The 25457-nt window shown below is 49.0% G+C and carries 18 protein-coding genes; 6 read left to right on the top strand and 12 right to left on the bottom strand.

Annotated elements, in window-relative coordinates:
* Positions 1 to 21 precede the first annotated feature (21 nt).
* The 8 genes from DW205_RS08865 to DW205_RS08830 form a co-directional block, all read right to left on the bottom strand.
* Positions 22 to 1101, bottom strand: a complete 1080-nt coding sequence (locus DW205_RS08865) for an HU family DNA-binding protein (protein WP_005862649.1) — start codon at positions 1099 to 1101, stop codon at positions 22 to 24.
* Complete coding sequence (locus DW205_RS08860) at positions 1094 to 1384, bottom strand: HU family DNA-binding protein (protein ID WP_008778384.1); 291 nt, start codon at positions 1382 to 1384, stop codon at positions 1094 to 1096. Before DW205_RS08860 ends, DW205_RS08865 begins: the two co-directional genes overlap by 8 nt.
* Before the next feature lie 77 nt (positions 1385 to 1461).
* Positions 1462 to 2760, bottom strand: a complete 1299-nt coding sequence (rimO, locus tag DW205_RS08855) for a 30S ribosomal protein S12 methylthiotransferase RimO (RefSeq protein WP_005862651.1) — start codon at positions 2758 to 2760, stop codon at positions 1462 to 1464.
* Positions 2757 to 3710 carry a signal recognition particle-docking protein FtsY gene (gene ftsY / locus DW205_RS08850; RefSeq protein ID WP_005857252.1) on the bottom strand — a complete coding sequence of 318 codons (954 nt, stop codon included), beginning with the start codon at positions 3708 to 3710 and terminating at the stop codon, positions 2757 to 2759. The genes rimO and ftsY overlap by 4 nt, the downstream gene beginning before the upstream one ends.
* A gap of 23 nt (positions 3711 to 3733) precedes the next feature.
* A complete protein-coding gene (locus DW205_RS08845) occupies positions 3734 to 4075 on the bottom strand; it encodes a type II toxin-antitoxin system RelE/ParE family toxin (RefSeq protein ID WP_005862653.1) in 342 nt (113 codons plus the stop codon).
* On the bottom strand, positions 4065 to 4304 hold the full coding sequence (locus tag DW205_RS08840; protein ID WP_005857256.1) for a hypothetical protein: 240 nt from the start codon (positions 4302 to 4304) through the stop codon (positions 4065 to 4067). Before DW205_RS08840 ends, DW205_RS08845 begins: the two co-directional genes overlap by 11 nt.
* Positions 4305 to 4324: 20 nt before the next feature.
* A complete protein-coding gene (gene nspC / locus DW205_RS08835; RefSeq protein ID WP_005862655.1) occupies positions 4325 to 5464 on the bottom strand; it encodes a carboxynorspermidine decarboxylase in 1140 nt (379 codons plus the stop codon).
* Positions 5465 to 5877: 413 nt separating this feature from the next.
* Entirely contained in the window at positions 5878 to 8217 is a 2340-nt protein-coding gene (locus tag DW205_RS08830; protein WP_005862657.1) for an ATP-dependent helicase, read from the bottom strand.
* A gap of 121 nt (positions 8218 to 8338) precedes the next feature.
* Here DW205_RS08830 and DW205_RS08825 point away from each other — a divergent pair, with 121 nt between their 5' ends.
* A complete protein-coding gene (locus DW205_RS08825; protein WP_005862659.1) occupies positions 8339 to 8572 on the top strand; it encodes a hypothetical protein in 234 nt (77 codons plus the stop codon).
* Between the two features lie 171 nt (positions 8573 to 8743).
* Here DW205_RS08825 and DW205_RS08820 read toward each other — a convergent pair whose 3' ends face one another.
* Positions 8744 to 10957, bottom strand: a complete 2214-nt coding sequence (locus DW205_RS08820) for an outer membrane beta-barrel family protein (protein WP_005862663.1) — start codon at positions 10955 to 10957, stop codon at positions 8744 to 8746.
* Positions 10958 to 11188: 231 nt separating this feature from the next.
* Here DW205_RS08820 and DW205_RS08815 point away from each other — a divergent pair, with 231 nt between their 5' ends.
* Positions 11189 to 12106 carry a helix-turn-helix domain-containing protein gene (locus DW205_RS08815; RefSeq protein WP_005862665.1) on the top strand — a complete coding sequence of 306 codons (918 nt, stop codon included), beginning with the start codon at positions 11189 to 11191 and terminating at the stop codon, positions 12104 to 12106.
* 34 nt (positions 12107 to 12140) lie between these two features.
* Positions 12141 to 13454: a hypothetical protein gene (locus tag DW205_RS08810; RefSeq protein WP_227793829.1), complete on the top strand. Its 1314-nt coding sequence runs from the start codon at positions 12141 to 12143 to the stop codon at positions 13452 to 13454.
* A 221-nt stretch (positions 13455 to 13675) separates the two neighbouring features.
* Here DW205_RS08810 and DW205_RS08805 read toward each other — a convergent pair whose 3' ends face one another.
* Together DW205_RS08805 and DW205_RS08800 are read right to left on the bottom strand one after the other, a co-directional pair.
* Complete coding sequence (locus DW205_RS08805; protein ID WP_005862667.1) at positions 13676 to 14047, bottom strand: RNA-binding protein; 372 nt, start codon at positions 14045 to 14047, stop codon at positions 13676 to 13678.
* A 212-nt stretch (positions 14048 to 14259) separates the two neighbouring features.
* Positions 14260 to 19794, bottom strand: a complete 5535-nt coding sequence (locus DW205_RS08800) for an alpha-2-macroglobulin (protein ID WP_005862669.1) — start codon at positions 19792 to 19794, stop codon at positions 14260 to 14262.
* A 168-nt stretch (positions 19795 to 19962) separates the two neighbouring features.
* On the opposite strand from DW205_RS08800, the gene DW205_RS08795 reads away from it, so the two are divergent.
* The 3 genes from DW205_RS08795 to pbpC are packed head-to-tail and all read left to right on the top strand — an operon-like array spanning position 19963 to position 23973.
* Positions 19963 to 21006: a virulence RhuM family protein gene (locus tag DW205_RS08795; protein ID WP_005862671.1), complete on the top strand. Its 1044-nt coding sequence runs from the start codon at positions 19963 to 19965 to the stop codon at positions 21004 to 21006.
* A gap of 11 nt (positions 21007 to 21017) precedes the next feature.
* The gene (locus DW205_RS22500) at positions 21018 to 21455 is read left to right on the top strand and encodes a DUF6078 family protein (RefSeq protein WP_005862673.1); all 438 of its coding nucleotides are present in this window, start codon (positions 21018 to 21020) and stop codon (positions 21453 to 21455) included.
* A complete protein-coding gene (pbpC, locus tag DW205_RS08785) occupies positions 21427 to 23973 on the top strand; it encodes a penicillin-binding protein 1C (RefSeq protein WP_005862675.1) in 2547 nt (848 codons plus the stop codon). The genes DW205_RS22500 and pbpC overlap by 29 nt, the downstream gene beginning before the upstream one ends.
* Positions 23974 to 23981: 8 nt before the next feature.
* On the opposite strand, the gene DW205_RS08780 is transcribed toward pbpC, so the two are convergent.
* Entirely contained in the window at positions 23982 to 25424 is a 1443-nt protein-coding gene (locus DW205_RS08780) for an alpha-amylase (RefSeq protein ID WP_005862678.1), read from the bottom strand.
* Positions 25425 to 25457 lie beyond the last annotated feature (33 nt).

Raw genomic sequence — 25457 nt, 5'->3', positions numbered from 1 at the left:
CTTAAAAAAGGGGGATTTCTCTTACTCCCCGGCAAGTATCTCTGTTTGTAGGGCGGCGGCTTTCTCCCGCGACTCACGGCTCTTGGCATCGATGCCATACGATTCCGGAGCGGGTATCTCGATCACGGTACCGATCGGGACGTTGTTCGGGTCTTTTATAACAGCCTTATTATGTTGGTAAATATATACCCAGAATAATTTATTGCCATAATATTCCAAGGCGATCACGGTGAGGCGGTCGCCATGCTTGATCTTCACCTGCCCCAATGGTTTGGGCGCCGGTTCCACATAAGGCTCCGGTTCCGTATGCGGGGTCTTCTCCGCTACCGAGTCCGGATGAAGCATCCAAGCTGATTCTTGAACCGTGTCCTTGGCTTCCGTTACCACCTCCTCTCGGACAGGCGCCGGTTTCCAATTATTCCTTCCCAAATAGAAGAATACAGAGATTACGATTATCAAAAAGGCAACGATCATTAATACCCCCTTCTCCTCCGGTTTCTTAAGGGCTCGCTCTTCCGGTCTCTTTGGTATGGGAGATGGCTCCGCGGCCGGTTCGGGTTCCAATTCAGGTTCCGGTTCAGATACCGATGGCCGTTCCGGATCAAACGCTTGCTCTGGCTCAAGCAATGGTTCAGGTTCAGGTTCTAGTATCGGTTCGGGCTTCTCTTTGGACTGGGTATTTGCCAAAGGGATTTCCTTATCCGGCATCACCTCCTCCACGGACTCGTCTTCCGTTTCCTTCTCCTCCACGGACTCATCCATGTCCGAGAAATCCACGTTCTCGTTGATCTCTGTCGTCTCAAAGATAGAGAAAGGCTTGTTTACCTGTTCCCGCAGGTCTTTATCCGGCAGGAAAGAGAATTTATAATGTTCGGGGATCAAGAAACGTTCACCGGTATTCACGTGGATACTCTCCCGCTTCTCCACAGAGATAATCTTGAAAGTACCCAAGCCCTTTACTTTTACGATCTTATCCGTATAGACCCCTTCGGATACCACCGAGATAAAATCTCTCAAGAAACGCTCTACCTCTCCTCTGTCCTTGCCGGTACGCTCCGATAATAAACCGGCTAAATCTTGTATATTCAGCCGGTTATTCATGATCTCCCAATTCCTTTAAACGATTCTTCACGGTCGTTCCGGGTTTGAATACGGGAACTAATTTAGGGGGAACCAGATATCGCTTCCCGTTCGCGGGATTCACGGAAATACGTTCCGCCTTCTTTTTCACCTCGAACTGGCCGAAGCCTTGCAGATAGATCGTATCGTTATCCACTAATTTCGAACTTACGACGGAACTGAGCGCAGAAAGCATGTCGGATACCTCCTTCGAGGTCCAATCCATGCGATTCGCCAATTCCGTTATAAGTTCCTTGTTTTTCATATCTAATTCCATAACAGTTCGTGCTGCTATATTAGTTATTTTTTCGTTAACCGACAAATATATTGACAGTTTTTACATCAATTCAACACTTTACCATACAGATCAAACGCTTGTGCGTCAATCACCTTTACTTGGTAAAAGCTACCCGGACTCAAGGGAGTATCCTTGGAGATCAATATTTCCGGATCTACCTCGGGCGAGTCGTATTGCGTACGTCCCACGTAAAAATCCTCCTCCTCCCGGTCTACGATCACTCGGAAGGTCTGCCCTACTTTCGAGGCGTTCACGTCGGCGGAGATGCCTTCTTGCACACGCATCAAGTAATCCAGTCGGTCTTGCTTCACCTCCTGCGGGATCTCGTCTTTATAATGCTGATAAGCATAGGTACCCTCCTCATGGCTATAAGCGAAAGCGCCCATACGCTCGAAGCGGATATCTTTCACGAAGCGGATCAACTCCTCGAAATCCTGTTCCGTCTCGCCGGGATGACCCACCATCAAGGTGGTGCGTAGATGGATGCCCGGCACTTCCCGGCGCATACGCTCCAACAGCTCATAGGTCTCGGCCTTCGTGATATTGCGGCGCATCATCTTCAACATCGGGTCGCTGATATGCTGGAGGGCGATGTCCATATACTTGCAAACGTTATCACGCTCACGCATCACCGGCAACAGGTCATAGGGGAAATGAGACGGATACCCGTAATGCAAACGAATCCACTCCACGCCCGGGATGTCGGATACCCGCTCCACCAGTTCCGGCAAGGCCATTCGCTTATAGCGATCGAGGCCATAAAACGTAAGATCTTGGGCGATCATCTGGAATTCTTTCACGCCTTGCGCGACCAAGCCACGCACCTCGTCTACGATCTCGTCCATCGGACGGGATTGATAAGCCCCGGTTATGATCGGGATCGAACAGTAAGAACAAGTACGGTTGCATCCCTCCCCGATCTTCACGTAAGCGTAGTGCCTCGGGGTGGTGAGCACACGCTCGGTAGCCAGCTCTTGATGGTACGACTTGCCCAGATCGGAGATCAACTCCTTCCAATTGAATTTCCCGTAGAAACGATCTACCTCGGGAAGTTCCTTCTCCAGATCTTTCAAGAAACGCTCCGACAAGCACCCCATCACGAAGAGCTTCCCGATCCGTCCTTTCTGCTTTTGCTCGCCCAGCTCGAGGATCATATTGATCGATTCCTCTTGGGCGTCGCCGATGAAACCGCAGGTATTCACCACCACGATCTCGCCATTGATCTTATGGGGATCATGCTCTACCGTATAGCCATTGGCAACGAATTGGCGCATAAGTTGCTCCGAGTCCACTAGGTTTTTCGAACACCCCAGCGTAATAATATCTACTTTATTTTTTCTCATTCTCCAAATAACGAATTGACAAACTCACGTTTGCGGAATACTTGCAAATCCTCCATCCCCTCGCCGAGTCCGATATATTTCACGGGGATACGGAAATGGTCGGAGATACCGATCACGACACCCCCCTTGGCGGTACCGTCCAACTTGGTCACGGCCAAGGCGTTCACCTCGGTGGCGGCGGTAAATTGTTTCGCTTGCTCGAAAGCGTTCTGCCCGGTAGAGCCGTCCAATACCAACAATATCTCGTGGGGGGCGTCCGGGATCACCTTCTTCATCACGTTCTTGATCTTGGTAAGCTCGTTCATCAAGTTGATCTTGTTATGCAGACGTCCGGCAGTATCGATAATCACCACGTCGGCATCGTTCGCCTTGGCGGAGCTCAGCGTATCGAAAGCCACGGAAGCGGGGTCCGAGCCCATGTTCTGCTTCACGATAGGTACGCCTACCCGCTCGCTCCAGATCACTAGTTGCTCCACGGCGGCGGCACGGAACGTATCGGCGGCGCCCAGATAGACCTTCTTGCCGGCTTTCTTGAACTGGTAAGCCAGCTTACCGATCGTGGTCGTCTTACCCACCCCGTTCACGCCTACAACCATGATCACGTAGGGTTTCTTGCCCTCCGGAAGTGCGAATCCCTCGGCATCCTCCGTATTGTTCTCTGTCAGCAAGCTAGCGATCTCGTCACGCAGCAGGGTGGTCAATTCTTGGGTGGTGACATACTTGTCACGGGCCACACGCTTCTCGATACGGTCGATGATTTTCAACGTGGTATCTACACCGACATCCGAGGTAATCAGTACTTCCTCCAAATTATCCAACACATCGTCGTCCACCTTACTCTTACCGGCGATCGCCTTGGTAATCTTGGAAAAAACACTCTCCTTCGTCTTCGACAGACCTTTATCCAAGGTTTCCTTCTTGTCCTTACTGAAAAAGCTAAAAATACCCATATTTATTTTGTTTCTGTTTTTATTTACTTCAAATCACACTTATCAAGTAGTTTCCGGATCTCCTTAACGGACATAGACTCAATCTCGCTCTTATCATACATCGTCACAAGAAAAATTGTTCCTTCATCAACGCTGACAAGTACCGTAAAAGTTATCACCCGAGCTCCCCCTCTCTTGCCCTGTGATTTCGAGTGGATGGACATCCGGACCTTACGGAGGCCACCTCCCAAATCCGTTCCCGACAAAGGGTTCTCCAGCAGTTCGTCCCTCAACCTTAGGATATCTTCTTTCAACGACTTATATCGTTTCGCCAAATATTTCACCTCCTTAGCGAAGGGCGGTAATGCCTCAATCTTATAACTCATTCAATAGATCCTCCAATGGGCGAGAAGTTATTTTTCCCGCCTTCAAGTCTTTTACGCTCTGGAAAGCCTCTTCCAGCACCTCCCGCTCGCTTCGCTTGGCAGGCGAGAAGGTCTTCTCTTTTAAGTTCCGCAAGAGCGATAAAGCCTTACGCATAAGCTCCTCATTATCCAAGATACTCATGGCTTCCTCCATGTATGTATATTTCAACTCATTCGCTGTCATGGTCATATTCCTCCCTTTGCTTGTTTTTAATCCATCCTGTTCTTATAATCCTCATAGCCGAACGTACGGTACATCACCAGCTGGTTGTCCTTGTTCCAAAGGGCCAAGGAAGGGTGCGGTATGCCGTTGAACATATTCGTCTTCACGATCGTGTAGTGGATCATATCCTCGAAAATCAGCTTGTCGCCGATCGCCAAAGGCTTATCGAACGACCAATCTCCCATATAATCACCGCTCAAACAGCTATTTCCCCCGATCCGGTAGGTAGGTTTCCCCTCCACGGCATCCGTAGCGAAACGAATCGCCGGTTTGTAGGGCATCTCCAAGCAATCCGGCATATGGCAGGTGAACGAGGCGTCGATAATCGCCGTCTTGATACCGTGGTTCTCCACGATATCCACCACGGTTGTCAGCAAGAACCCGGTCTGCCAAGCGAAGGCGCTACCCGGCTCCATGATCAACTCCAAGTTCGGATATCTCTCCTTAAAGCCTTTCAGTAAAGCGATTAAATGCTCCACGTCGTAATCCTTACGGGTCATCAAATGACCACCTCCCATATTCAGCCACTTGACGTGAGGCAGGAAACGGCCAAAACGCCTCTCCACCTCGGCCAGCGTCCGCTCCAGATCATAGGAAGTGGACTCGCACAAGGTATGGAAGTGCAGCCCCTCGATACCCTCCGGCAACGTGTCTCCCAGCAAGTCGCCGGTCACCCCCATCCGGGAACCCGGGGCACAAGGATTATACAAGTCCGTCTCCACGTCCGAGTATTCCGGATTGATCCGCAATCCACAAGACACCCGGTTACCATCCGCTCGCACCATCGGGTAAAAACGATGGAACTGAGAGAGCGAGTTGAACGTAACGTGACTACTGTATCTCAAGATCAACGGGAAATCAGCCTCCGTATAAGCCGGGGAATAGGTATGCGCCGGACTTCCCATTTCCTCGAAGGCCAACTGGGCCTCAAATTTAGAACTTGCTGTCGAAAAAGGAATGTACTCACGTACGATCGGGAACGCTTTCCATAAAGCGAAAGCCTTAAAAGCCAATATGATATTCACTCCCGCACGTTCTTTTACGCTCTTGATCAAGGACAGGTTGTTTCTCAGTAATTTCTCCTCCATCACATAGCAAGGCGAGGGTATCTTGTTGATGTCTATCATGCTGTATCTCAATATTTCATATTAACATGCAAATATAAGAAAAACATTCTGATATTACAACTATTATCGGGGTAATTCATTGAATATGTCGCAGAAAAAAGACAGTTGTGTTAACTTGCGAATACTACTGTGTTCGTAGACAAATACTATAGTACTTGGGCACAAGCACTATAGTATTTCTGGGTTCTTTTCATTCTCTTTTTAATCGAAAAAAAAGAAAGGAGGCATCTTGCCTCTATTCTTTATATTTTTATTATAATATCTATTTATATCTTATATGATGCGAAAGTGAGTTCGAAAGCCCATTCGAAAATAAACCTTTCCTTTTCTGCCAATCATTAAAATCCAACGACTTAGCTTCAAAAAGCAGTGTTCGATTCGGCATTCGAAAATGAATTCGAGCAAAAACGCACTTAGCCTAACACGCTGAGTTTGGCAAACTTAAGCAAAAGTCGCCTTTCTCCGAAATTCTTGAAGGCGACCGTCACTTTCGCATCACCTCCCTCACCTTCCATCGAGACGATCTCGCCATCGCCGAAACGGTCGTGATTGACCTTCTGGCCCACCCTCAAAACAGAGGCATCCGTGGCCGGAGCCGCCGAAAAGGACGATTCCATCGTGTTTTTTAACTTCGTAAGATGCCCTTGACGCTGTGCCGCTTGCTTCACCGGCGACACGAAATCATCCTCAACCGCCCTTGGTTGCCGGAATGGAGAGGCAAAAGCCGGGCGCCCGTAGCGTTCACGGGCCGAGGCGAATGCATCTGAAGCGCCGGCATCCGAAGGCATATCCAGATACTTAGCGTCTATATCCTTCAAGAAACGGCTGGGCGTACACATATCCGTCTTCCCGTTACGATAGCGGCTCTTCGCATAGCTCAATACGCAATTTTGCTCCGCACGGGTAATCGCCACGTAGAACAAACGACGCTCCTCCTCTACCGCTCTCGGGTTATCTTTCGATAGGGACGAGGGGAATAGGTCTTCCTCCAAGCCTACCACGAAAACATTCGTGAATTCCAATCCCTTGGCGGCATGTACGGTCATCATCGTGACCTTATCGGAGTTTTCCTCTTTATCGTTATCTTGATCGGTGAGCAAGGATACCTCCGCCAAAAAGTCGGACATGGCGACTTGCTCCATGCCCTCCTCACGCCGGATCTCGCAAAACTCGGCGATACCTTTCAGCAACTCCTGCAAGTTCTCTTGCTTGCTCACGCCCTCTACGGAACGGTCTTGAAACAGGTCGGAAACGATGCCGCTACGCTTCACCACCAAGGTAGCCAATTCCTCTGCGGAGAGTTTTTTATTCTCTTCAATGAAAACTTCAATCAAACTACGGAAATCGCTCAGTTTCTTAGCTGTACCGTTATTTATCGGTAGCGAATATTCTAAGGGGGCTTGAAGCACGGTCCATAGACTTACCCCGTATTCGGTAGCGGCACCGACAAGCTTACCTACCGTCGTATCCCCGATTCCCCGGGTGGGATAATTGATGATTCGCTTCAAGGCCTCCTCGTCGTGCGGGTTCACGATCAGGCGGAAGTAAGAGATCACGTCCTTGATCTCTTTCCGCTGGTAAAAAGACAAACCGCCGTAAATCTTGTAAGGGATGCCCCGCTTTCGCAACGCCTCTTCCAAGATACGGGACTGGGCGTTGGTACGATACAGGATAGCGAAATCGGCATACGAGAATTTCCCTAATATCCCGTGCATCTCGTTGATTCGGGCGGCTACGGTGTAGCCCTCCTCATAATCGGAGTACGAGGTGAAAACACTCACCTTGTTGCCCGCCTCCTTCTCGGAATAGACCGTTTTGGGTATCTGACGTGTATTCTTGTCGATCAAGCTATTGGCGGCGTTCACGATATTCTGGGTGGAACGGTAATTCCGTTCCAGCTTGAAGATACGGCAACCGGTATAAAGATTCTTGAATTGCAGGATATTATCTATATTAGCGCCTCGGAAAGAATAGATGCTCTGGGCGTCATCCCCTACCACGCAGATATGGCCGTGTCTCTCGCAAAGCCGTTGCACGATCAAGTGTTGGGCGAAGTTCGTATCTTGATACTCATCCACCAATACATACCGGAAGAAGTTCCGGTATTTCTCCAAGACGGCCGGATGATCCCGGAACAGGATATTGGTTTGCAGCAACAAGTCGTCGAAATCCATGGCTCCCGCTTGCAGGCAACGGCTCTGGTAACGTTTGTAGATTTCCCGGAGCAAGGGGACCTTGGCATTCATATCGCTTTCCACGAGCTCTTTATTTTGCTCGTAGGCCGTATAAGTTATCAAGGAGTTCTTCGCGTTGGAGATCCGGCTCTGCACCATTCCTAGGCGGTACACCTTATCGTCCAATTGCATTTCCTTGATGATGGATTTCAGTAAGCTCTTGGAATCAGTGGCGTCATAAATCGTGAAATTGGAAGGATAACCGATATGCTCCGCCTCGTTCCGTAAAATACGGGAGAAGATGGAATGGAACGTTCCCATCCATAGCCGACGGGCCGTTTGGTCACCGGTGATGGCCGCAATACGCTCTTTCATCTCCCGGGCCGCCTTATTGGTAAAGGTCAGCGCCAAGATACTATAGGGAGGCAATCCCAATTGCAATAAATAAGCGATCTTATAGGTCAGTACCCTTGTCTTACCGGAGCCAGCCCCGGCCACGACCAAGGATGGCCCCTCATTGTAAACCACCGCTTCCCGCTGGCTCTCATTCAGTTGATTCAAATACTCTTCCACATTCATCCGTTTTAGGGATACAAAATTAGGGAAAATAAGCGATTCCACATAAAAAAGTTGGGCAGGTCGCCGATAATATATACATTTGCCTACATATAATCAGTAGTATTAACCAAAACAAGGGACTATGGGAAATTGGGAGAGACAACAGACAATGAGGAAAGAACGGGACAAGGTCCGAAGGGAGACTTTAGGGAAGTTCTTTTTTGACTTGGCTAAATTAATGTTTACGACGATGGTATTAGGAGAAATGCTCCTATTAGCAAAAGACATCGGCGACATTAATAATTGGGGTATGTTAAATATAGGGATTTTAGGTACTTACCTATTAGCCCGAGTTGGAAATAGAATATTAAAATAATATGATTATGATAAAAGATTTAAATGGATTGACAGTGTTGATGCTCGTTGTTACCATTTTAGCCGCTATCTTCTTAGCTTGGCTTTACACAAAGCCCGGCAAGAAATGGTTGGATGAGTTATGATACCGTAGGTGGTGTGCCTTATTGTGGATCATGGCACACCATCTTCTTTATTTAGCGTCCAACAGATCATCATTCCTTATGCTCCTCCCCGCCTTCTTCACGCTCGCTTTTAAATCACCGATCCGGTAGCTAATGGCGATGCCGAAACCACGGCTAAACATACGCTCGGTCTGCCGGATATGAAAGTCCGGATATCGCTCGTTAATCTGTATCGTCTTATGATCTCCCAGAAAATCTTGCGCCCGCAGCGTACAAGTCAATTTATCCTTCAAGAAGCTCTTTACCACACTCAAGCCGTAAAAATAAAAGCCGTACGAGTCCATCCCCACATTCGGCTCGGAACGCACGTATCCACCCGACAGGACAAAACGCCACCCGTACTTAAACTTCTGCGAGAAATCGACAAAAGCAGAGCCACAAAAGCCGGAATTACGCACATCCGTATCGTAAACCTCATTCCCCTCCTGCGCCCGTAAATCCAGATAATGCAACATGCTGTTCAGCGACACGCTTGTCCGGGGCGAAGGATTATAGCTTAGATAAAGGTTTCCTCCCGCTGCTTTCACGTCCACGAGATTATCATACGTACTATTCACCACATTCGCCGAATCAATGAACAGATACTCATCAATCACCCCTTTTCCCAAGGTGCAGAGCACGGAAGCCTGCACATTCAATTTCGTTCCGTAATAACTGTATGACGCCGAAAGACGATGATGTTTCTCCGATACCAATCCCGGATTTCCATACGAGATAGAGGTCCCAGACACGAACACCGTAGGATTCAAATAGCTGATATTCGGGCGACGTAAACGTAAGTTGTAAGCCAAGCGAAACAAATTCCGGTCGTCCAAGCGGAAAGCGGAGGTCCAAGAAGGAACCCAATCCGTTACACGATAATTAAAATCCTTGCCTTCGCCTTGTTTATAAGTCACGTCCTGCCAAGTATGTTCCATACGAATGCCCGGGTTCAAGCTCCATTTACCATACTTAAATCCATATCCCGCATAGGCGGAGCCTATATTCTGCACATGCCGATATTCCACCAAAGGTTGTAAATCAGCGGGTAACCAGACACCCTCACCCAACTCCTTTACCTCCGAAGTAGCGTGGCTCGTACTGTTACGCCGAATCAGCTTCAAACCGCCCTCGATGGAATGCGTACTTGTAAAAGGATTCACGTAATCAAGCTGGGCCGTATGCTCATGGGTGCGGGCATGACTGATTTGCCGGGTATAATCGGCCTCCAGTTGGGGTAACGAGACATTGCCCATCTTGTCCTTATCATGAAACACGCTATAAATATCGTTCGGGATATAATCGTACTGATAGGAAAGCGTTAGCATCTCTTCCTTATTTCGTTTGAATAAACGCTGATAATCCGCTTTTAAGGAGGCACTACCCCATTCGTTCTTCTTACTCATATCCTCGTTATAAGCATAGATTTCTTCCCCCTCTTTATCAAACCTGCTATAATGGCTATTCCAAATAGAGTTGCTGTTTCCGATATTCAAGTTTCCGGACAAGGAGATCAAATTCAATGTATCGATCTCGAAACTGCCTTCCAGACTTCCATAATGGGCCGGATATTTCACGTCTACGTCCGAGAGCATCCGGAGCTTCGCACCGTCTCCCGACTGAGTACGGAGATAATCCGACTCGCTCTCGGACGATTGTTGGCTAAACGTATAATTTCCGGAAAGCGATAATCGGCCATATTTCAGCGTAGCGAAACCACCGACACTCTTAAATAAGTTCATCACCGTAGTGTTTATACTCGCGTTATATCCCTCGAACTCCGCTCCTTTCGTCACGATATTCAAGATTCCGCTGACACCCTCCGCATCGTAACGGGCACCGGGATCTGTTATCACCTCCACTTTCTTGATCATGCTGGCGGGGATACTACGCAAGACCTCCTTGGGATTATTGGAGAACATATTCGAGGGACGCCCGTTCATATAAATCTTAAAACTGGATTGTCCGTTTACCTTCACGTTATCCTCGCCATCCACGGTCACTAGAGGGACTTTTCGCAACATCTCCAGCAAAGTATAGGTTCGGGAATCCGGGTCCTCGGCGATACTGTAAGTAGTCTTATCCGCCTCTGCCTTTATCAAGGGTTTCACGGCGACAATGTTTATCTCGGGCAAGTCCTCGTTCAAATACAATGAATCGGGAGAGACGAGTTGGGCAGTCAACGTCGAGTTCCAGTTTCCCACAAGCCCTATCAAGGCCATCATCATCAGAAATCTTTTCATATCCGTATCTTATTTGATTTGTTTTCGGGCAAAAGTAGAGGCAACAGACAACAACAACGTAAATAATCGCCGGATAAGTAGCTGACATTTCCATGACATTTCCATGACATCCGGTCATTTAGCAGGATTTAGGTCTATTTCATCCCGAATCCTATCGAAAAGGATACTTTCCTTCTATAATATTTAGTACCTTCGAGCGTTCTTTTTATGTTAATTCTAATCTAGCGAATAATGAATACACGACTATCGGCCAATCTATCCGTTTTGGGTACCTCCTTAATGCTGATCCTCTCGTTCAGCTTCGGTTTCCATAGTTATACGGAAGCCAAGAAAACGATCGTGACAGACTTGAATCAAGCGTTGCAACAAACGATCCTGCAAAACTCCCACCTATGGATGAGCCAAGATTCCATACGCACCTATGCCAATCTATCCAAGCTTTTCGGCAATCCGGTATCCATAGAAAGTTATAACAAGGACTTTTCCGACGCATTGAGTTATACGCCCGACAAGAAGAAAACGGGAATCGTGATCCACGTACTCAATAAAGATCCTCAAACCGAAAACGCTCCCGCTAATACCAACAAGAAACTCAACGAATATTATATCGCCAGCGATACGATTATCTGGGCATCATCCATAGCGAACAGCCCCAATACTGCCACGGATCATATCGGGATCTCATTCCAAGGGTACGCCAATTGCTCCACCCTTGCGGTTATCGGGCTATCGGACAAATCTTTGCCCGGCCTATTCCTCGGGCTTGCCTTTTTATCCGCTATCCTGCCCCTATTGCTCAAACGCTATAGAAAGGAACTGATAATGCCTCAGCCTATCCATCCGGAAAAGACCATCTCTTTCGGTAATTTGAACCTTTCTTGCGAGACCGCCTCCTTCTATAAGGAGAATGAGGAGAAACTAAAACTCACCCCTCAGCAATATGCCTTGATGGAGATGTTTTTCCTATCGCCTACGCATATCTTGAACCGCTCGGATATCTGCGAGAGCTTATGGCCGGGAAAGATCAACGCCGACGAGACCTTGAACACCTTGATCCGAAGGCTACGGCCTTTAGTGGAGGAAAACAGTAACCTAAAGATCACGACAGACAGAGGACGAGCTTATGCGCTTGAAATAAAAGAGGAATAAATTTTGTACTCCATTTTTAGAATTTAGCAAAATTATGAAATCACAAAGAATAACAACCCCCAAAATGCTACGCACCATCGAGATAGCAGTAAAGAAGCCGCTTCATACTACACCGTCTATCATCCAATTTTTGCAGCAAAGCAAATCCCAAGTTATGCAGCGTGAGAAAGAATCAGACGTTGTATTACAACGAATGAGGATTGGTTCAGAAATCCCTTTGATAACACTATCAGATGGCGTTGCTATTCGATGGTGGGTCCAAGAAGGGGTTCCGGGAAAATATTCATATAAACCATGGTATTCTAATGTATTTCGTTTCGCTTACACACTTGGCGAACAATACATGAAAGAAGGGAAAGAGTTTAAGGATCCAGCGGATGCCATAAATCATGTTTATATTCAGTTTTTATCTCAAAGAGAAAATGCTTCCCTCGTGTTTCCCGATAAAAAAGAGGCTAGGAAACCGGAGTTAGAACTACGTACATTGTTCATTAAGCAGAAAATGGATAGCCAAGGGTATGTTGTTCTAGATGTAAAAGAACTACAACAGAATGACGGAAAAAACAATCAGGGAGCATTTATTGTCACAGCACTCAATAAAGATGCTATAGCATCCGATAAGCCTGAATGTTTCTTTGTAAAAGTGGTCAGGGAATTAAATAATTTTAAAGATTTGATAAAGAGACAGGAAGGAGTGGAAGCTGCTGATCCCAAAAAGTCAGTACCTCGTATGACTGCTGATCAGTTAAATACTTTTACTTCCTTAAAAGATCATTTTGATGTGGGTGGCAGGGCTATTGGTATCTTTCCGGCTGTCCATGGCATCACCTTGCTGGATCTGCATCGTAACTGGTTATGTGGTAGAGCTTCTGATGATGCATTGATAAGCGCTTGGCATAATGTAGGAAATGTTTTGTCTCGCTTCCATAACCCTAACTTACAGACATTGCCTTCTTCTACCAGATGCGGAGGTAAGATTTTGGGTGGTAAGGGACTTTATACCCACGGAGATCTAAATCCATCAAATATAATGATAGATGCCGAGCAAGGTTCTGCTATGTTAATTGATATTGATGGAGGTCATAATGATTCAGAATATTCCGGCTTAGGAATAGAACTTACTAATCTATTTGAGGCATTTGATGTAGGTATAAAAAGAACAAAAGGGTATGGGGTGGATGGATGTATAAAGGAGGCTGGGAATATTGCAGAAATGTATAAATTACTGTTAGACAGGTTTGAAAGTGCATATTTGGAACGTATTATAAACAACGAAGTTTTTAAGAGATTTGTGAGAGATGAAATTCAACGTAAAAAAGAAGGGATAGAACGTCTGATTGTGCATTGATAATGCGCTTAGCAAACTGGAAGAAATGTCTTGTCTCACCTCCATATATAGTTATATGTCCTATTTAAGGACAAATCTCCTGTTAAGTTCACACAAGATAAACAAGGAGCCGTATTAAAACTTAAGGAGGCACTTACGAATATCGATCATGTTGTAAGGATTGATTTCTAACAAAAAGAGCGACCATCTCTGATCGCTCTTTCCTTTTTATCTAGATAGAATTAATATCTTCCACCATCCCGGTTAGAACCATAACCGCCACCTCTGTTAGAGCCATAGCCACCGCCTCTGTTGGAACCGTAGCCGCCACCTCTGTTGTTATTGAAACGACCACCTCTGTCGCCTCTATCCTCTCTAGGTCTGGCTTCTGTTATATTGATGACTTTGCCGTCATAACTTGCTTGGTTTAACTCCTCGATAGCCTTTTTAGCTAGCTCATCATCGCTCAGCTCAACGAAACCGAAGCCTCTTGAACGGCCGGTTTCTCTATCCATAATAACTTTTGCTGAAGTAATCTCACCGTAATCAGCAAATAACTGTCTTAAGTCCTCATCAGAGATGTTGTAACTTAGATTTGAAATGTAAAGATTCATTTTGTAAACTTTAATTAAATGGTTAATTGAGCTGAGTATGTCGACTAAAAAAGTTTACCTAACAAATCAAGTTGTGAGCCAATACTTTCTAATACTAACTTAAATCAATCTCAAATATGCTGCGAATGTAATGGTTTTATTCGAGCATACAACTATAAATCCAATAAATTTCGAAAAAATATAAGGGCGGGGTCTGCCCGCCCCCCACGAAATTAGAATACGGTAACTTCTTGTCCCGCGGTATTCGCACGGATTAAATAATCGTACATCGCCTCGCAATACACCGGAGGCAGGTAGAAGCGGCCCGGGTAGACTGCGCAAAGATTGATCTTCACGGTCACTTGACTGCCTGCCGGCAGACGGTCTATATAACTATAAACACGGTCGTCACGAATATCCTGATAATTCACTCCGGCGCTCAAGCTGTCCGTAGCGGACTCATTCAAGAAACGGGTATTCAGTATTTCCCATCCGGCAGGGAAGATCTCCGATAATACCAAATTATTATATCCCCGGGCCGAAGGGTTCTTTACCGTAACCACGGCGGAGAAATTCGTACCTTGCTCCAATTGGGCGACATTGACCGGACGTCCGTTCAAGTCCACATAGCTAACCGCCAACGAGACACCGTTCGCATACGCTTTTTCCTCTCCCTGCTCCGGTATTCCCTCGGTTATAATACGGGCGAAGAGCGTAGATTTACCCGTGTTCTTCAACTCGACGCTCGCCGAGGTCCCCGCCTTATCCAATAAGGTCTCGGACCATATATTCTTATCCGTTTTCACCTGTCCATCCTTTCCGCCACAAGCGTACGTGAAATCCATGACCCCGTCTACCCGATATTTAGCTAGGTAGTCCGACAAGGCAACTAAAGCGAATGCCGTAGATTGTGTGCTCAACCAATCATCCGAAGAAAGCTGTTTGGACAACTCTTCCACCAAAGTAGCGGCCTCCTTGCCTTTATCCAACAAGCAAAGCGTCATTAACTGGATGGATTGATCCCGGACATCACTGCCGAACGTCTCGTCATACTCGGAATAACCGGAAGGAAGAGCCGTCGTCTTACTGATCAGGTCTTGAGCGACATCCTCACGGCCGACCAAGGCATAGGCGGAAGCTAGCGACCAGCGACTCATGGAGGCCAAGTCTTTCATCTCTTTCAAGCGGTTCATGGCACCCATCTCCGGCGACCCGGCCAAAGCCAATACATACAGGCGATAGGCTTGGGTAGTCTCTTCCGAATCCATATAATAAGAGGTAGCCGGCTTCCAATTACGGGCTACCCGGCGTAGATTATTCAATACGCTTTGTTTCATGGCCTCGGGAACCAAGTAGCCTTTCTTCGAGGCTTCCAGCAAGAAATGAGTAGCGTAAACCGTACCCCAGCCATTGCTGCTCGTTCCACCCGGCCAATAGGCGAAAGCCCCATCTACGGTCTGGTAAGAGCGCAGACGGCGGATCACCTCTTTCACGGCCTCCTCCGTGGATTTCGCCTGTTGAGGGGTCAAATCCGTAAACGAGGAGATATAAAGCTGCGGGAATCCTTTCGAGGTGATCTGTTCCAGACATCCGTGAGGATAACCCAACAAATAAGATAGACGTGAGGATAAGTTCACGGGGGCGATATCCGACACTTCCAAAGTCAACTGGTTCGTACCCGTGGCACCCGGCATCGCAACCGTCTCTTTCCAAGACTTGCCGGCCTCCAAGGTAGCGGCGGTAACTTTCACTTGCGGGCGGCGTACCGTACGGATCTCCAGTTCCGTCTCATAAACGGATTTATCCCCTTTACCCGTAGCGGTTATCGTTACCTTCCCGATACCCGGGTTCTTCTTCACCCGGATACGGAACGAGGCTTGCTGATCCCCTTTCCGCTCGAAGCTCAAGCTCCTCGTCGCCTCGCCGACCACTTCCATATTCGAGCTGCAAGCGATAGATACATTCACGGCCCCTACGCCATCCTCGGTAGCGAATACCGTAGCGGGTACTACCATCTCCTCGCCCACGCCGATCACCCGGGGCAAGGTTCCTAGCAGCATTACGGGCTTACGTACCATCACGCTCTTATCGGCATGTCCATAAGCCTCCCCGTTTCCGGCTACCACCATGATCTTGACACGCCCGTTATAATTCGGCATCTGATAGGTATGCCGGGCGGTCTTCCCCTTCTTCAGCAAGAACGGGCCGTCAAATCGCACCACGGGCTTGAAGCGGTTCACGATCGCTTTCGGGCCTTTGTTCAGCGCATCGTCGCCGCCGATACTGAACAATTGCTCGATACGGCCGCCGTAAGCGCCAACCACGTAGTTATACAAATCCCATGTATTCACGCCCAACGCTTCCCGGGCGTTAAACGCCTTCCAAGGCTCCGGCGTACGGAAACGGGTCAGGTCCAGCAAGCCCTCATCCACGATCGCCAGCGTATAAGCCATCTCCTTTCCATTCTTCTCGGAGACGGAGACGGTATAAGAGGCATCCGGTTTCAGCTCAGCGGGAGATTGGATGACCGGGGTCAGATGGCTCTCCGGAGAAGTTACCGTGAACGGGACCACGCCATACAAGCGGATCGGCAAATCGTTCTTCGTGATGCCATGAGGCTGCAAAAGGGTGATATAGACGTAAGCGTTCGGCTGCATATCTTTCGTCACATCCAGTCTCACGGTCGTTTGTTTATCCTCGCACGTATGTTCCGTCAAGGAAAGGACACGCACGCCGTTCTCTATACTGATAATCGCACGGCTTCCTTTCGTGGAAGGGAAGGTGACTACCATCTTTTCTCCGGGCGTATAACTATCCTTATCGGTCTTGAAACTAAGCATCGTGGCGGACTCGCTGCCATCGGTGTTACGTCGGCCCTCGTTATAAGGCCAGTCGAAATAACTCATCACTCCCGTAGAGTGCTTACTCTCCTTATCTTTCACGGAGATGAAATACGTTCCCCACTCCTTATCCGGAAAAGAGAGCTGGAACGTACCCCGGCCGTCCCCATCCGTACGGACGGTAAATGTCTTTACCGGCTTATTGTAGGAATCCGATACGTAATTGGCCAGACCGCTACTGTTGGAGTCCCACCACCAATACCAATAGACCTTATATACTTTCACGTCTAATTCCGTATTCGCTTGCGGTTTCCCTAAATAATCAACAGAAGCGACCTCGTAGGTATAATTGGCTCCGGTATTTAGTTGTTCCTTATCTTTCTGCGGAGATTTGATACCGGCATACCGGCGATAAGGCGAGTAAAGCATCCGGTCCGCGTCGATACTGAAATCACCGGATTCCTCATAGACCCGGGTCACTAGGTTTGCCAGCAACATTCCGGGAGCGGTAGAACCCAGCTCGAAGCGGGCTTGTACCGTGGCATCGCCCCGCTCATTGGTAACGCCGGAGATCAACTTGCTCTCTTCCGTATTAAATACACGGGAAGGATCGTCGAAATAGAACCCCTTATAGCCCTCGAAGGTAGTCGGGGTAGCGATAAAGGTACCTTGTATATCATATTTCAAGTTACGGGCGATAGCTCCTTGCAGCCATTCCACATGCAGGCGGGCATCCATAGGCTCACCACGCAACAAGGTCTTCTCCGGCATGGATAAGGCGATCTTCAGGCGGTTTGGCTTGATGGACTCGATGCGTAAGCGCTTCGAGAAAGAGACACCACCCACTTGTACCTTCACGTTCCAAGCGCCTGTAGGAGCGTCCGCCTCGGTAACGAAATCGAAGACATAAAGCCCCAGCTCGCCACGGGTCTGCGTCTTACGGGCATACATTTGCCCTAACGGGTTGTACAGCTCCATCACCACCGGATGCTCTGCCGGCAATTGCTTCGCCCGGTCGTTCAGCATAAAACCCAGATGCAACGTATCACCCGGACGCCATACGCCCCGCTCACCATAGATAAAGCCCTTGATCCCTTTCTGGACTACCTCGCCCGATACATCGAACGAACTGAGCGAGAGAGCCGATCCGTTATCCACCCGCAGATAGGAACGTTGGGTTCCCTGTGAGGCGATCAGGTAGAACGGACGTCCCGAGGAGAGATCCAGCCGTACCTGCCCCTTGTCATCGGTCGTGCCCGAGGCCAACGCTTGGTGTTGGTAATTATAGGCGGTAACCGTAACTCCTCGCTCCGGCTCCGTATTCTGTATATTATGCACCAACACGGTCATATCATTATCCTGCCCCATCAAGGCGACCAGTCCCAAATTGGTAGCCAAGATATTCTTTCCCTCTACCTTATTAAAGTAATAACTATCCGAGCAAGGATCGTTCCATTCTTTCCAATTATAACTAGACCAATCGTATTGACGGTAATAATACGCTCCCTCGTCAAAACGGGCGGACTCTTCCTTGAAACGGATCTCGTCCGAGGCCAAGATCTGCTCCTTCGAGATCTTCAACGTATCATTCCCGCAAGGATAGGCCGACAAAGGCCGGTCAAACGAAAGCTCCAGACGGTAGATAGCGCCCGGTTCCGGCTCGATCAACCGCTTTAAATCGACCGCGAACGTATTCCACCGGGACAGGTCAAGACCCTCCTCATCCAAGAAGATCGTCTTACGGGCGATCAAGCGCCCGACACGCATTAACTCCCCGGACTCATCCAAGTTGTTCGATTGCAGGAACTGACCGATATTCTGCTCCAATATCTTGATAACGCTCACCGTAACCCCTCGCAAATAAATCGCTTGGAAAGGAACGGATAATTGCGTGGATTGCGGGATGATCACTCCTTTCCCGATAAAACGGACGCCGGGTTTCTGCTCATCTAGGATTATTTGACGCACGACAGCCTCTTTCAGGTTCAAGCCGCTCTTGCTGCGGATGCCTTGGTTCAGGTGGATATTCATCACGCCCTTTTGCCACAAATCGGCATCCGGATATAGGCGTAGCTTGTTTCCGTCCACGGTTACGGTCTCCGACGTATTCTCGGCGATAAAGGCCAAGCCTCTCATATCTTGGCCCACATCCAATAACTTCGTGAAAGCGACCTCCACGTAACGCTCCGGCTCGGACACATACGTCACGTCGTACACCGAGAAATCATTCTGATCCGGAACGCTCACTGTCACGACATCGGCCTTTTCCACGCCTAGTTTATTAGAAGATACGGAAAGCTTGAGTGTCCGTTCCCCCTCCATCCCGGCGGAGACATTGAATAAGGTCACCTCATGTTTCTTTCCATCCGGGCTGTGTTGCCAAGTAGCGTCTACCTTCTCCGAGAAATCCACCAACGACTCCACGGTCTCCGGAGATTCCTTATCCGGCGTGAAAAGCACGGCGGTCAGATCGTACCCATTCTCGTTTTTCTTGTTGATATCCATCGATTCCAGATTCCCCCGAAGGGCTAAAGGGAGCGTGGTAAAACCAAAAGCGAACCACTTATCCTTACCTTCCGCCTCAAACCATTCGGACAAATCGGCGTTCACCTGATAAGAGGTGTTTCGCTCAAAGCCTTTCTCCGGCTTGAATACCAACGTCCGGTTATTCTCGAAAGCCCATTTCCCCGGCACATCGGGCTTGAGGCGCACGAGTTTCCCCAATCGGTCCGCCTTTAATCGATCCGCCGGGATCTCTTGATTAAAGATCAGGTAAACGGGAGAATACCGGGAAATCTTCCCGGTAGTAAACGCCTCTACATTCGGATTATAAGGGGGGAGATCTTGATCCGTGGAGCTTGTCGTATGACAACTTGTCAAGATAGACAAGAGACAAAGTACGCAGAATAAACCGATAGACCGTATCATACACATGAATGTTTAAATGGTTAATCCACAAATGTACATAAATAGAAGGATTTCTCTCCTATACTTTCAGACAAACTGATAATTTTCGTACATTTGTCTTAAATATGGAGCGACCAGTATGCCACCAAAGAAGTACAGGAGTCGCTAAACAAGAGGAAAGAAAAGTATATGGCGAAGAAATTCGAAATTCGAAATAGCACGGCGGAATTCCTTATCTTCATGCTAGAAGGCAAGGAAGATGGCATACAGGTAATGTATCATAACGAAACCATCTGGTGCACGCAGAAAGCGATGTCTACCCTGTTTGACTGCTCTACAGACAATATCGGATTACACCTAAAGAACATCTTTACATCCGGTGAATTACGGAAAGATTCAACTACCGAGTTTTTCTCGGTAGTTCAAATCGAGGGCGGACGGCAAGTATCCCGAAAAACATTGTTTTATAACCTTGATGCGATCATTTCTGTCGGTTATCGTGTAAACAGCGTTCGTGCTACACAATTTCGCCAATGGTGCACATCGGTCATCCGTCAATTCGCTATCCGTGGTTATGTGATAGACAAGAAGCGTATGGAGAACGGCTCTTTCATCGGTGAAGATTATTTTGAACATCTACTAGCCGAGATACGGGAGATACGGTTAAGCGAGCGTCACTTTTACCAAAAGTTGACCGATATCTATGCTACCGCTATTGACTATAGTCGTGACGCACCAACCACCCGCCTCTTTTTCCAAAAGGTACAAAATAAGATACATTATGCCGTACACGGTCATACCGCCGCCGAGTTAATCGTGAACCGAGCCAACTCGGAAAAAGAACATATGGGACTGACCACATGGGAAAATGCGCCTAAAGGGAAGATCGTAAAAACAGATGTGGCCATTGCCAAGAACTACCTTAACGAGATGGAGTTGGACGACATGGGACATTTAGTCAACGCAGTTCTAGATATGGCAGAGCGGATGGCTAAACGACATATACCCATGACCATGGAAGACTGGGCAAAACGTATCGACCTGATACTCGAAGCCGGAGGTAATGACTTATTGACCAACGCCGGCAAGGTGACAACCGAATTAGCCAAAGCTTTCGCAGAAGCCGAGTTCGAGAAGTATCGGGTCATTCAAGACCGTCTCTTCCAATCGGATTTTGACCGTTTCGATAGCGAGACCTTGTTCCCGACAGATTTCAATCCCGATAATACATAAATAGCAACATCATGACCAAGAAACTACACAAGGAAATCCCCATCGACTACGCCGTCTGCCAGCAACAAGATTGCCCTCGGGCCGAGAAGTGTCTGCACCAGATCGCCTACCGGCCGCTCATCGAACAACCGGCAACCGTATTACGGCTGCTGAACCCCACCCTCTGTACCCGGGATGGGGCTTGCCCCTACTTCCGAGACTCCGCTCCCGTCACCTACGCACGGGGTTTCACCGGAATGCAGAGCCGGATGTTCCCGGCGCAATACCAGCAATTCATGTCGATACTCATGTCCCATTTCGGACGTAACCCCTACTTCGAGCGGCGAAGGGGCGAATTTCCACTCTCACCTAAAGAGCAAAGGATCGTGCTAAACGCCTTGCGAAGGGTCGGAGTGACGGAAGAGCTAAGGTTCGATCATTATGAGGAGAGTGTCAATTGGTATGATTGAGGCAGTACTCCTTATAAAGTACCGCAATACTCAGCCGGACAGTACCGCAGTACTTCTTAAGGAGTACCGCAGTACTTTGCTCACAGTACTACAGTACTTCCTACGAAGTACTGGCAGATACCTCAGCCATCTATCCAAGTCGCTACTACCGAGGCCGGGACGAGTGCCATGGCACCTCATCGCATCCCTCTTGGGGATCGGCGGGGCGGCGTGGTGTATCCTGTATGGCATCGTGCCCCGGCAATTATTTCCCGCCCCCTGCTCTACCTTATTATATTCGGCCGAGGGCGAGCTTTTAGGCGCACGTATCGCACCGGACGGGCAATGGCGTTTCCCGGCGGCGGATAGCTTGCCTGATAAATTCGTGGATTGCTTGCTCACGTATGAGGATAAACGGTTCTTTTACCATCCCGGTATAGACCCCGCCGCCATCTTCCGGGCGATCCGCTTGAACGGGAAAGCGGGGCGTGTGGTGAGCGGAGGAAGTACCTTGACCATGCAATTGGCACGCATAGCGAGAGGGAACCAAGACCGGACCTTCTACGAGAAAACGATCGAGATGTGCTGGGCGCTCTTTCTGGAAACCACCTATAGCAAACAAGAGATACTGAACCTCTATGCCTCGCACGCTCCCTTCGGGGGAAACGTAATCGGGCTGGAGACCGCCGCATGGCGTTATTTCGGGCGAAGCGCCTCCGAGCTATCGTGGGCCGAGAGCGCCACGCTCGCGGTTCTTCCTAACTCCCCCGCCTTGATCCACCCCGGGAGAAACCGGAAACAACTGAAGGAGAAGCGGGATCGCTTATTGGCTTCCCTTCAAAAGAAAGGTGTATTGGAAGAGACCGAATACGAGCTGGCCTGCATGGAGCCACTTCCCGAAGCCCCTCTCCCTTTACCTAATGATGCCCCTCACCTGTTAGAAAGACTGGCCGCGGAACAACCGGGGCAACGCATCCAAACCTCCGTCCGCCAAGCCCTGCAACGGCAGACACAGGCCCTCGTAAACCGTTATGCCCGTGAATACAGTTCCAACCATATCCATAATCTGGCGGCGATCGTAGCGGACGTGGAGACCGGGGAGGTATTGGCCTACGCCGGAAACGCTACCTATCCGGCCGACGAGCGGCGGGGGAACCAAGTGGATATCATCACCTCGCCCCGCAGCACGGGAAGCATCCTCAAGCCCTTCCTGTATGCCGGTATGCTGCACGACGGGCTGTTGCTCCCCTCCATGCTGGTATCGGACGTGCCCTTGAATATAAATGGCTTCTCCCCCCATAATTACAACAAGACATTCTACGGGGCGGTACCGGCCCATGTAGCCATAGAGCGCTCCTTGAACGTTCCCTTGGTACGTATGCTCTCCCAGTATAATACCGGACGCTTTATGTCTTTACTGAAATCGTGGGGAATGACTACCTTACGTTTCTCCGAGGAACATTACGGGGCCTCCTTGATCTTGGGAGGGGCCGAGGGAACCTTATGGGATCTTTCCGGTATGTATGCCTCCATGTCTCGTGTGCTTAAACATTACCGTACTTACAACGGACGCTATAATCCGGCGGATATCCATCCGCTGACTCCCTTTCCTGCGGAGAGGAAGGAACCCATCCGTTCCCTTACCGATAGCCGGCTCACCGATAAGGCGCTCCTTTCCTCCGCGGCCCTGTGGTACACGTTCGAGGCGATGTCCGCCCTGAACCGTCCCGAGGAAGAGGCCGACTGGCAACAATTCGAGTCGATGAAACGGATCGCGTGGAAGACCGGGACGAGTTACGGGGGACGAGACGCTTGGGCGATCGGCACGACTCCCCGCTACGTCGTCGGCGTATGGGCCGGTAACGCTTCCGGCGAGGGCCGTCCAGGACTTACGGGTGTCGGCAACGCCGCCCCGGTCCTTTTCGATCTCTTTTCCCTATTGCCCGGTAGCGAATGGTTCGACCTGCCCTACGATGAGACGCTTCCCCTGGCGATCTGCCGGAACAGCGGACATAAAGCCTCGCCCTACTGCGAGCAAACGGACACCTTATACATGCCGCTGTCCGGCAATAACACGGGGATTTGCCCCTACCATAAGCTCGTGCATCTATCGGCGGACGGACGGTACAGGGTCAATAGTTCCTGCGAGTCTGTCGACCGGATGATCAGCCGCCCGTGGTTCGTGCTTCCTCCCGCACAGGAGTATTACTACCGCAACTATCACATCGATTATATCCCGCTCCCTCCGGTAAAACCCGGCTGCGGGCAAGACCTGAACCGCCAGATCGAACTGATCTATCCCGAGCATAACGCCATTCTCTACCTTCCGAAAGGCTTCTCCGGAAAGTCCGAGAAATTTATCTTCAAGGCCGCCCACGCCCGCCGTGACGCTACGATTTACTGGCATCTGGACGAAAGCTATCTGGGAGAGACCACCGAGAATCACCAGATCAGTTGCTCCGTGAGCCAAGGAAAACATCTCCTTACCCTCATCGACAACGAGGGGAACCAGAAGAAAATACAATTCGAGGTCAAGTAAAGCATCCGTTAAGCCTTGACCCAAACAGCCAATTTGCCTCCCTTGACAAGGAAACGGCCCTTCCCTTCCTCATCAATCGTCACGGTATCTTTTACCGAGCCTGTGATCTCATGCCATACCTCGCCTTTCCGGTTCTCCCCCACAGACATTGTTTTCTCTCCATCTTCCCCGTTCGAGATAACCACCGCCAAGCCCGAATCAGCATGTCCCGGATCTCCCAAGCGTACGAAGCCGATCGTGTTCGGATGATCAAAATAATCCACCTCTTCCCCGTACGCATATTCTTTCCGGACACGCAATAGCATATCCAATACCTTACGATGGGGAGATTTCTTCCCTTTTACGCCATAATAATCCCCATAAAAGATACACGGATACCCTTTCTTCATCAACAGGATCAAACCGTAGGCGGAAGGTTTGAACCAATCCTTCACCTGCGACTCCAAAGAACTGTTTTTCTGGGAATCATGGTTATCCACGAAGGTGACGGCTTGATCCGGGCATATCTCGACCAAGGTCCCTTTTAATAGATCGCGTAAATCATAGTCACGACCTTTCTCGGAAGCCTCATTCAAGTTATAATGTAAGGCTACGTCAAACAAATCCACGTTATATTCTACTTGCGACAGGTAAGCCTCCAACGATTCGGTATCGTTTTTCCAATATTCCCCGACAGCGTAGAAGCCCTCTCCCCGATCCGCTCTCACCGCCTCCAGAAAATGCTTGATAAACTGGTCGTTCATATGCTTGATCGCATCGAGTCGCATACCGTCCAAGTTTAGTTCGTTCGATACCCAGATCCCCCATTCCTGCATCTCACGCACGACTTCAGGGTTATCGAAATCCAGATCGGCGAACATGAGATAGTCGTAATTTCCATTCTCATCATCGACTCCCTCACTCCAATGTTTTCCCTCTCCCAGAATCTGGAATATACCTTCCTTCTTGCGGGACACATCATAGTCCGTCCCGGAGAAATGAAACCAATGCCATTTAAAATTAGAATACATATTGCCACGCCCCGGGAAGTCGAAGCCGGTCCATCCCTCTATCTCATGGGGTTCGCTGGTAGCGTTTTCCCGTTGCCCAGGATCTACCTCTTGCGCCATAAACCACTCGGTATAATCGGCTCCCGCCTTATGGTTCATCACGGCATCCAGATATACGCCAATCTGGTTCCGGTGAAGTTCCTCGATCATTTCTTGAAGTTCCTGTTTAGTTCCATACTTGGTGCGTATGGTCCCTTTTTGGTCGAACTCCCCCAAATCATATAGATCATAGGTTCCATACCCCTCGTCCGCTTGCTCATGGCCTTTGTACGCGGGTGGAATCCATACGGCGCTGATCCCGATCTCATGTAAATGCGAGGCATCATCCTTCAGCCGTTTCCACAGCATTCCATCGTTCGGCAGATTCCATTCGAAATACTGCATCATTACTCCATTTTCCATATGTTTCTTCTATTTGTTGATAAAACAACACTT

The organism is Parabacteroides sp. AM17-47 (genome assembly GCF_003434625.1).
In the GTDB taxonomy this organism is placed as follows: Bacteria; Bacteroidota; Bacteroidia; order Bacteroidales; family Tannerellaceae; genus Parabacteroides; species Parabacteroides distasonis.
This window is presented reverse-complemented; position numbering and strand designations above follow the sequence as displayed.

Excerpts from the sequence above, each read along its gene's own strand:
- DW205_RS08865 (WP_005862649.1), bottom strand. The coding sequence starts at position 1,101 with ATGAATAACCGGCTGAATATACAAGATTTAGCCGGTTTATTATCGGAG.
- DW205_RS08860 (WP_008778384.1), bottom strand. The coding sequence starts at position 1,384 with ATGAAAAACAAGGAACTTATAACGGAATTGGCGAATCGCATGGATTGG.
- rimO (WP_005862651.1), bottom strand. The coding sequence starts at position 2,760 with ATGAGAAAAAATAAAGTAGATATTATTACGCTGGGGTGTTCGAAAAAC.
- ftsY (WP_005857252.1), bottom strand. The coding sequence starts at position 3,710 with ATGGGTATTTTTAGCTTTTTCAGTAAGGACAAGAAGGAAACCTTGGAT.
- DW205_RS08845 (WP_005862653.1), bottom strand. The coding sequence starts at position 4,075 with ATGAGTTATAAGATTGAGGCATTACCGCCCTTCGCTAAGGAGGTGAAA.
- DW205_RS08840 (WP_005857256.1), bottom strand. The coding sequence starts at position 4,304 with ATGACCATGACAGCGAATGAGTTGAAATATACATACATGGAGGAAGCC.
- nspC (WP_005862655.1), bottom strand. The coding sequence starts at position 5,464 with ATGATAGACATCAACAAGATACCCTCGCCTTGCTATGTGATGGAGGAG.
- DW205_RS08830 (WP_005862657.1), bottom strand. The coding sequence starts at position 8,217 with ATGAATGTGGAAGAGTATTTGAATCAACTGAATGAGAGCCAGCGGGAA.
- DW205_RS08825 (WP_005862659.1), top strand. The coding sequence starts at position 8,339 with ATGGGAAATTGGGAGAGACAACAGACAATGAGGAAAGAACGGGACAAG.
- DW205_RS08820 (WP_005862663.1), bottom strand. The coding sequence starts at position 10,957 with ATGAAAAGATTTCTGATGATGATGGCCTTGATAGGGCTTGTGGGAAAC.
- DW205_RS08815 (WP_005862665.1), top strand. The coding sequence starts at position 11,189 with ATGAATACACGACTATCGGCCAATCTATCCGTTTTGGGTACCTCCTTA.
- DW205_RS08810 (WP_227793829.1), top strand. The coding sequence starts at position 12,141 with ATGAAATCACAAAGAATAACAACCCCCAAAATGCTACGCACCATCGAG.
- DW205_RS08805 (WP_005862667.1), bottom strand. The coding sequence starts at position 14,047 with ATGAATCTTTACATTTCAAATCTAAGTTACAACATCTCTGATGAGGAC.
- DW205_RS08800 (WP_005862669.1), bottom strand. The coding sequence starts at position 19,794 with ATGATACGGTCTATCGGTTTATTCTGCGTACTTTGTCTCTTGTCTATC.
- DW205_RS08795 (WP_005862671.1), top strand. The coding sequence starts at position 19,963 with ATGGCGAAGAAATTCGAAATTCGAAATAGCACGGCGGAATTCCTTATC.
- DW205_RS22500 (WP_005862673.1), top strand. The coding sequence starts at position 21,018 with ATGACCAAGAAACTACACAAGGAAATCCCCATCGACTACGCCGTCTGC.
- pbpC (WP_005862675.1), top strand. The coding sequence starts at position 21,427 with ATGAGGAGAGTGTCAATTGGTATGATTGAGGCAGTACTCCTTATAAAG.
- DW205_RS08780 (WP_005862678.1), bottom strand. The coding sequence starts at position 25,424 with ATGGAAAATGGAGTAATGATGCAGTATTTCGAATGGAATCTGCCGAAC.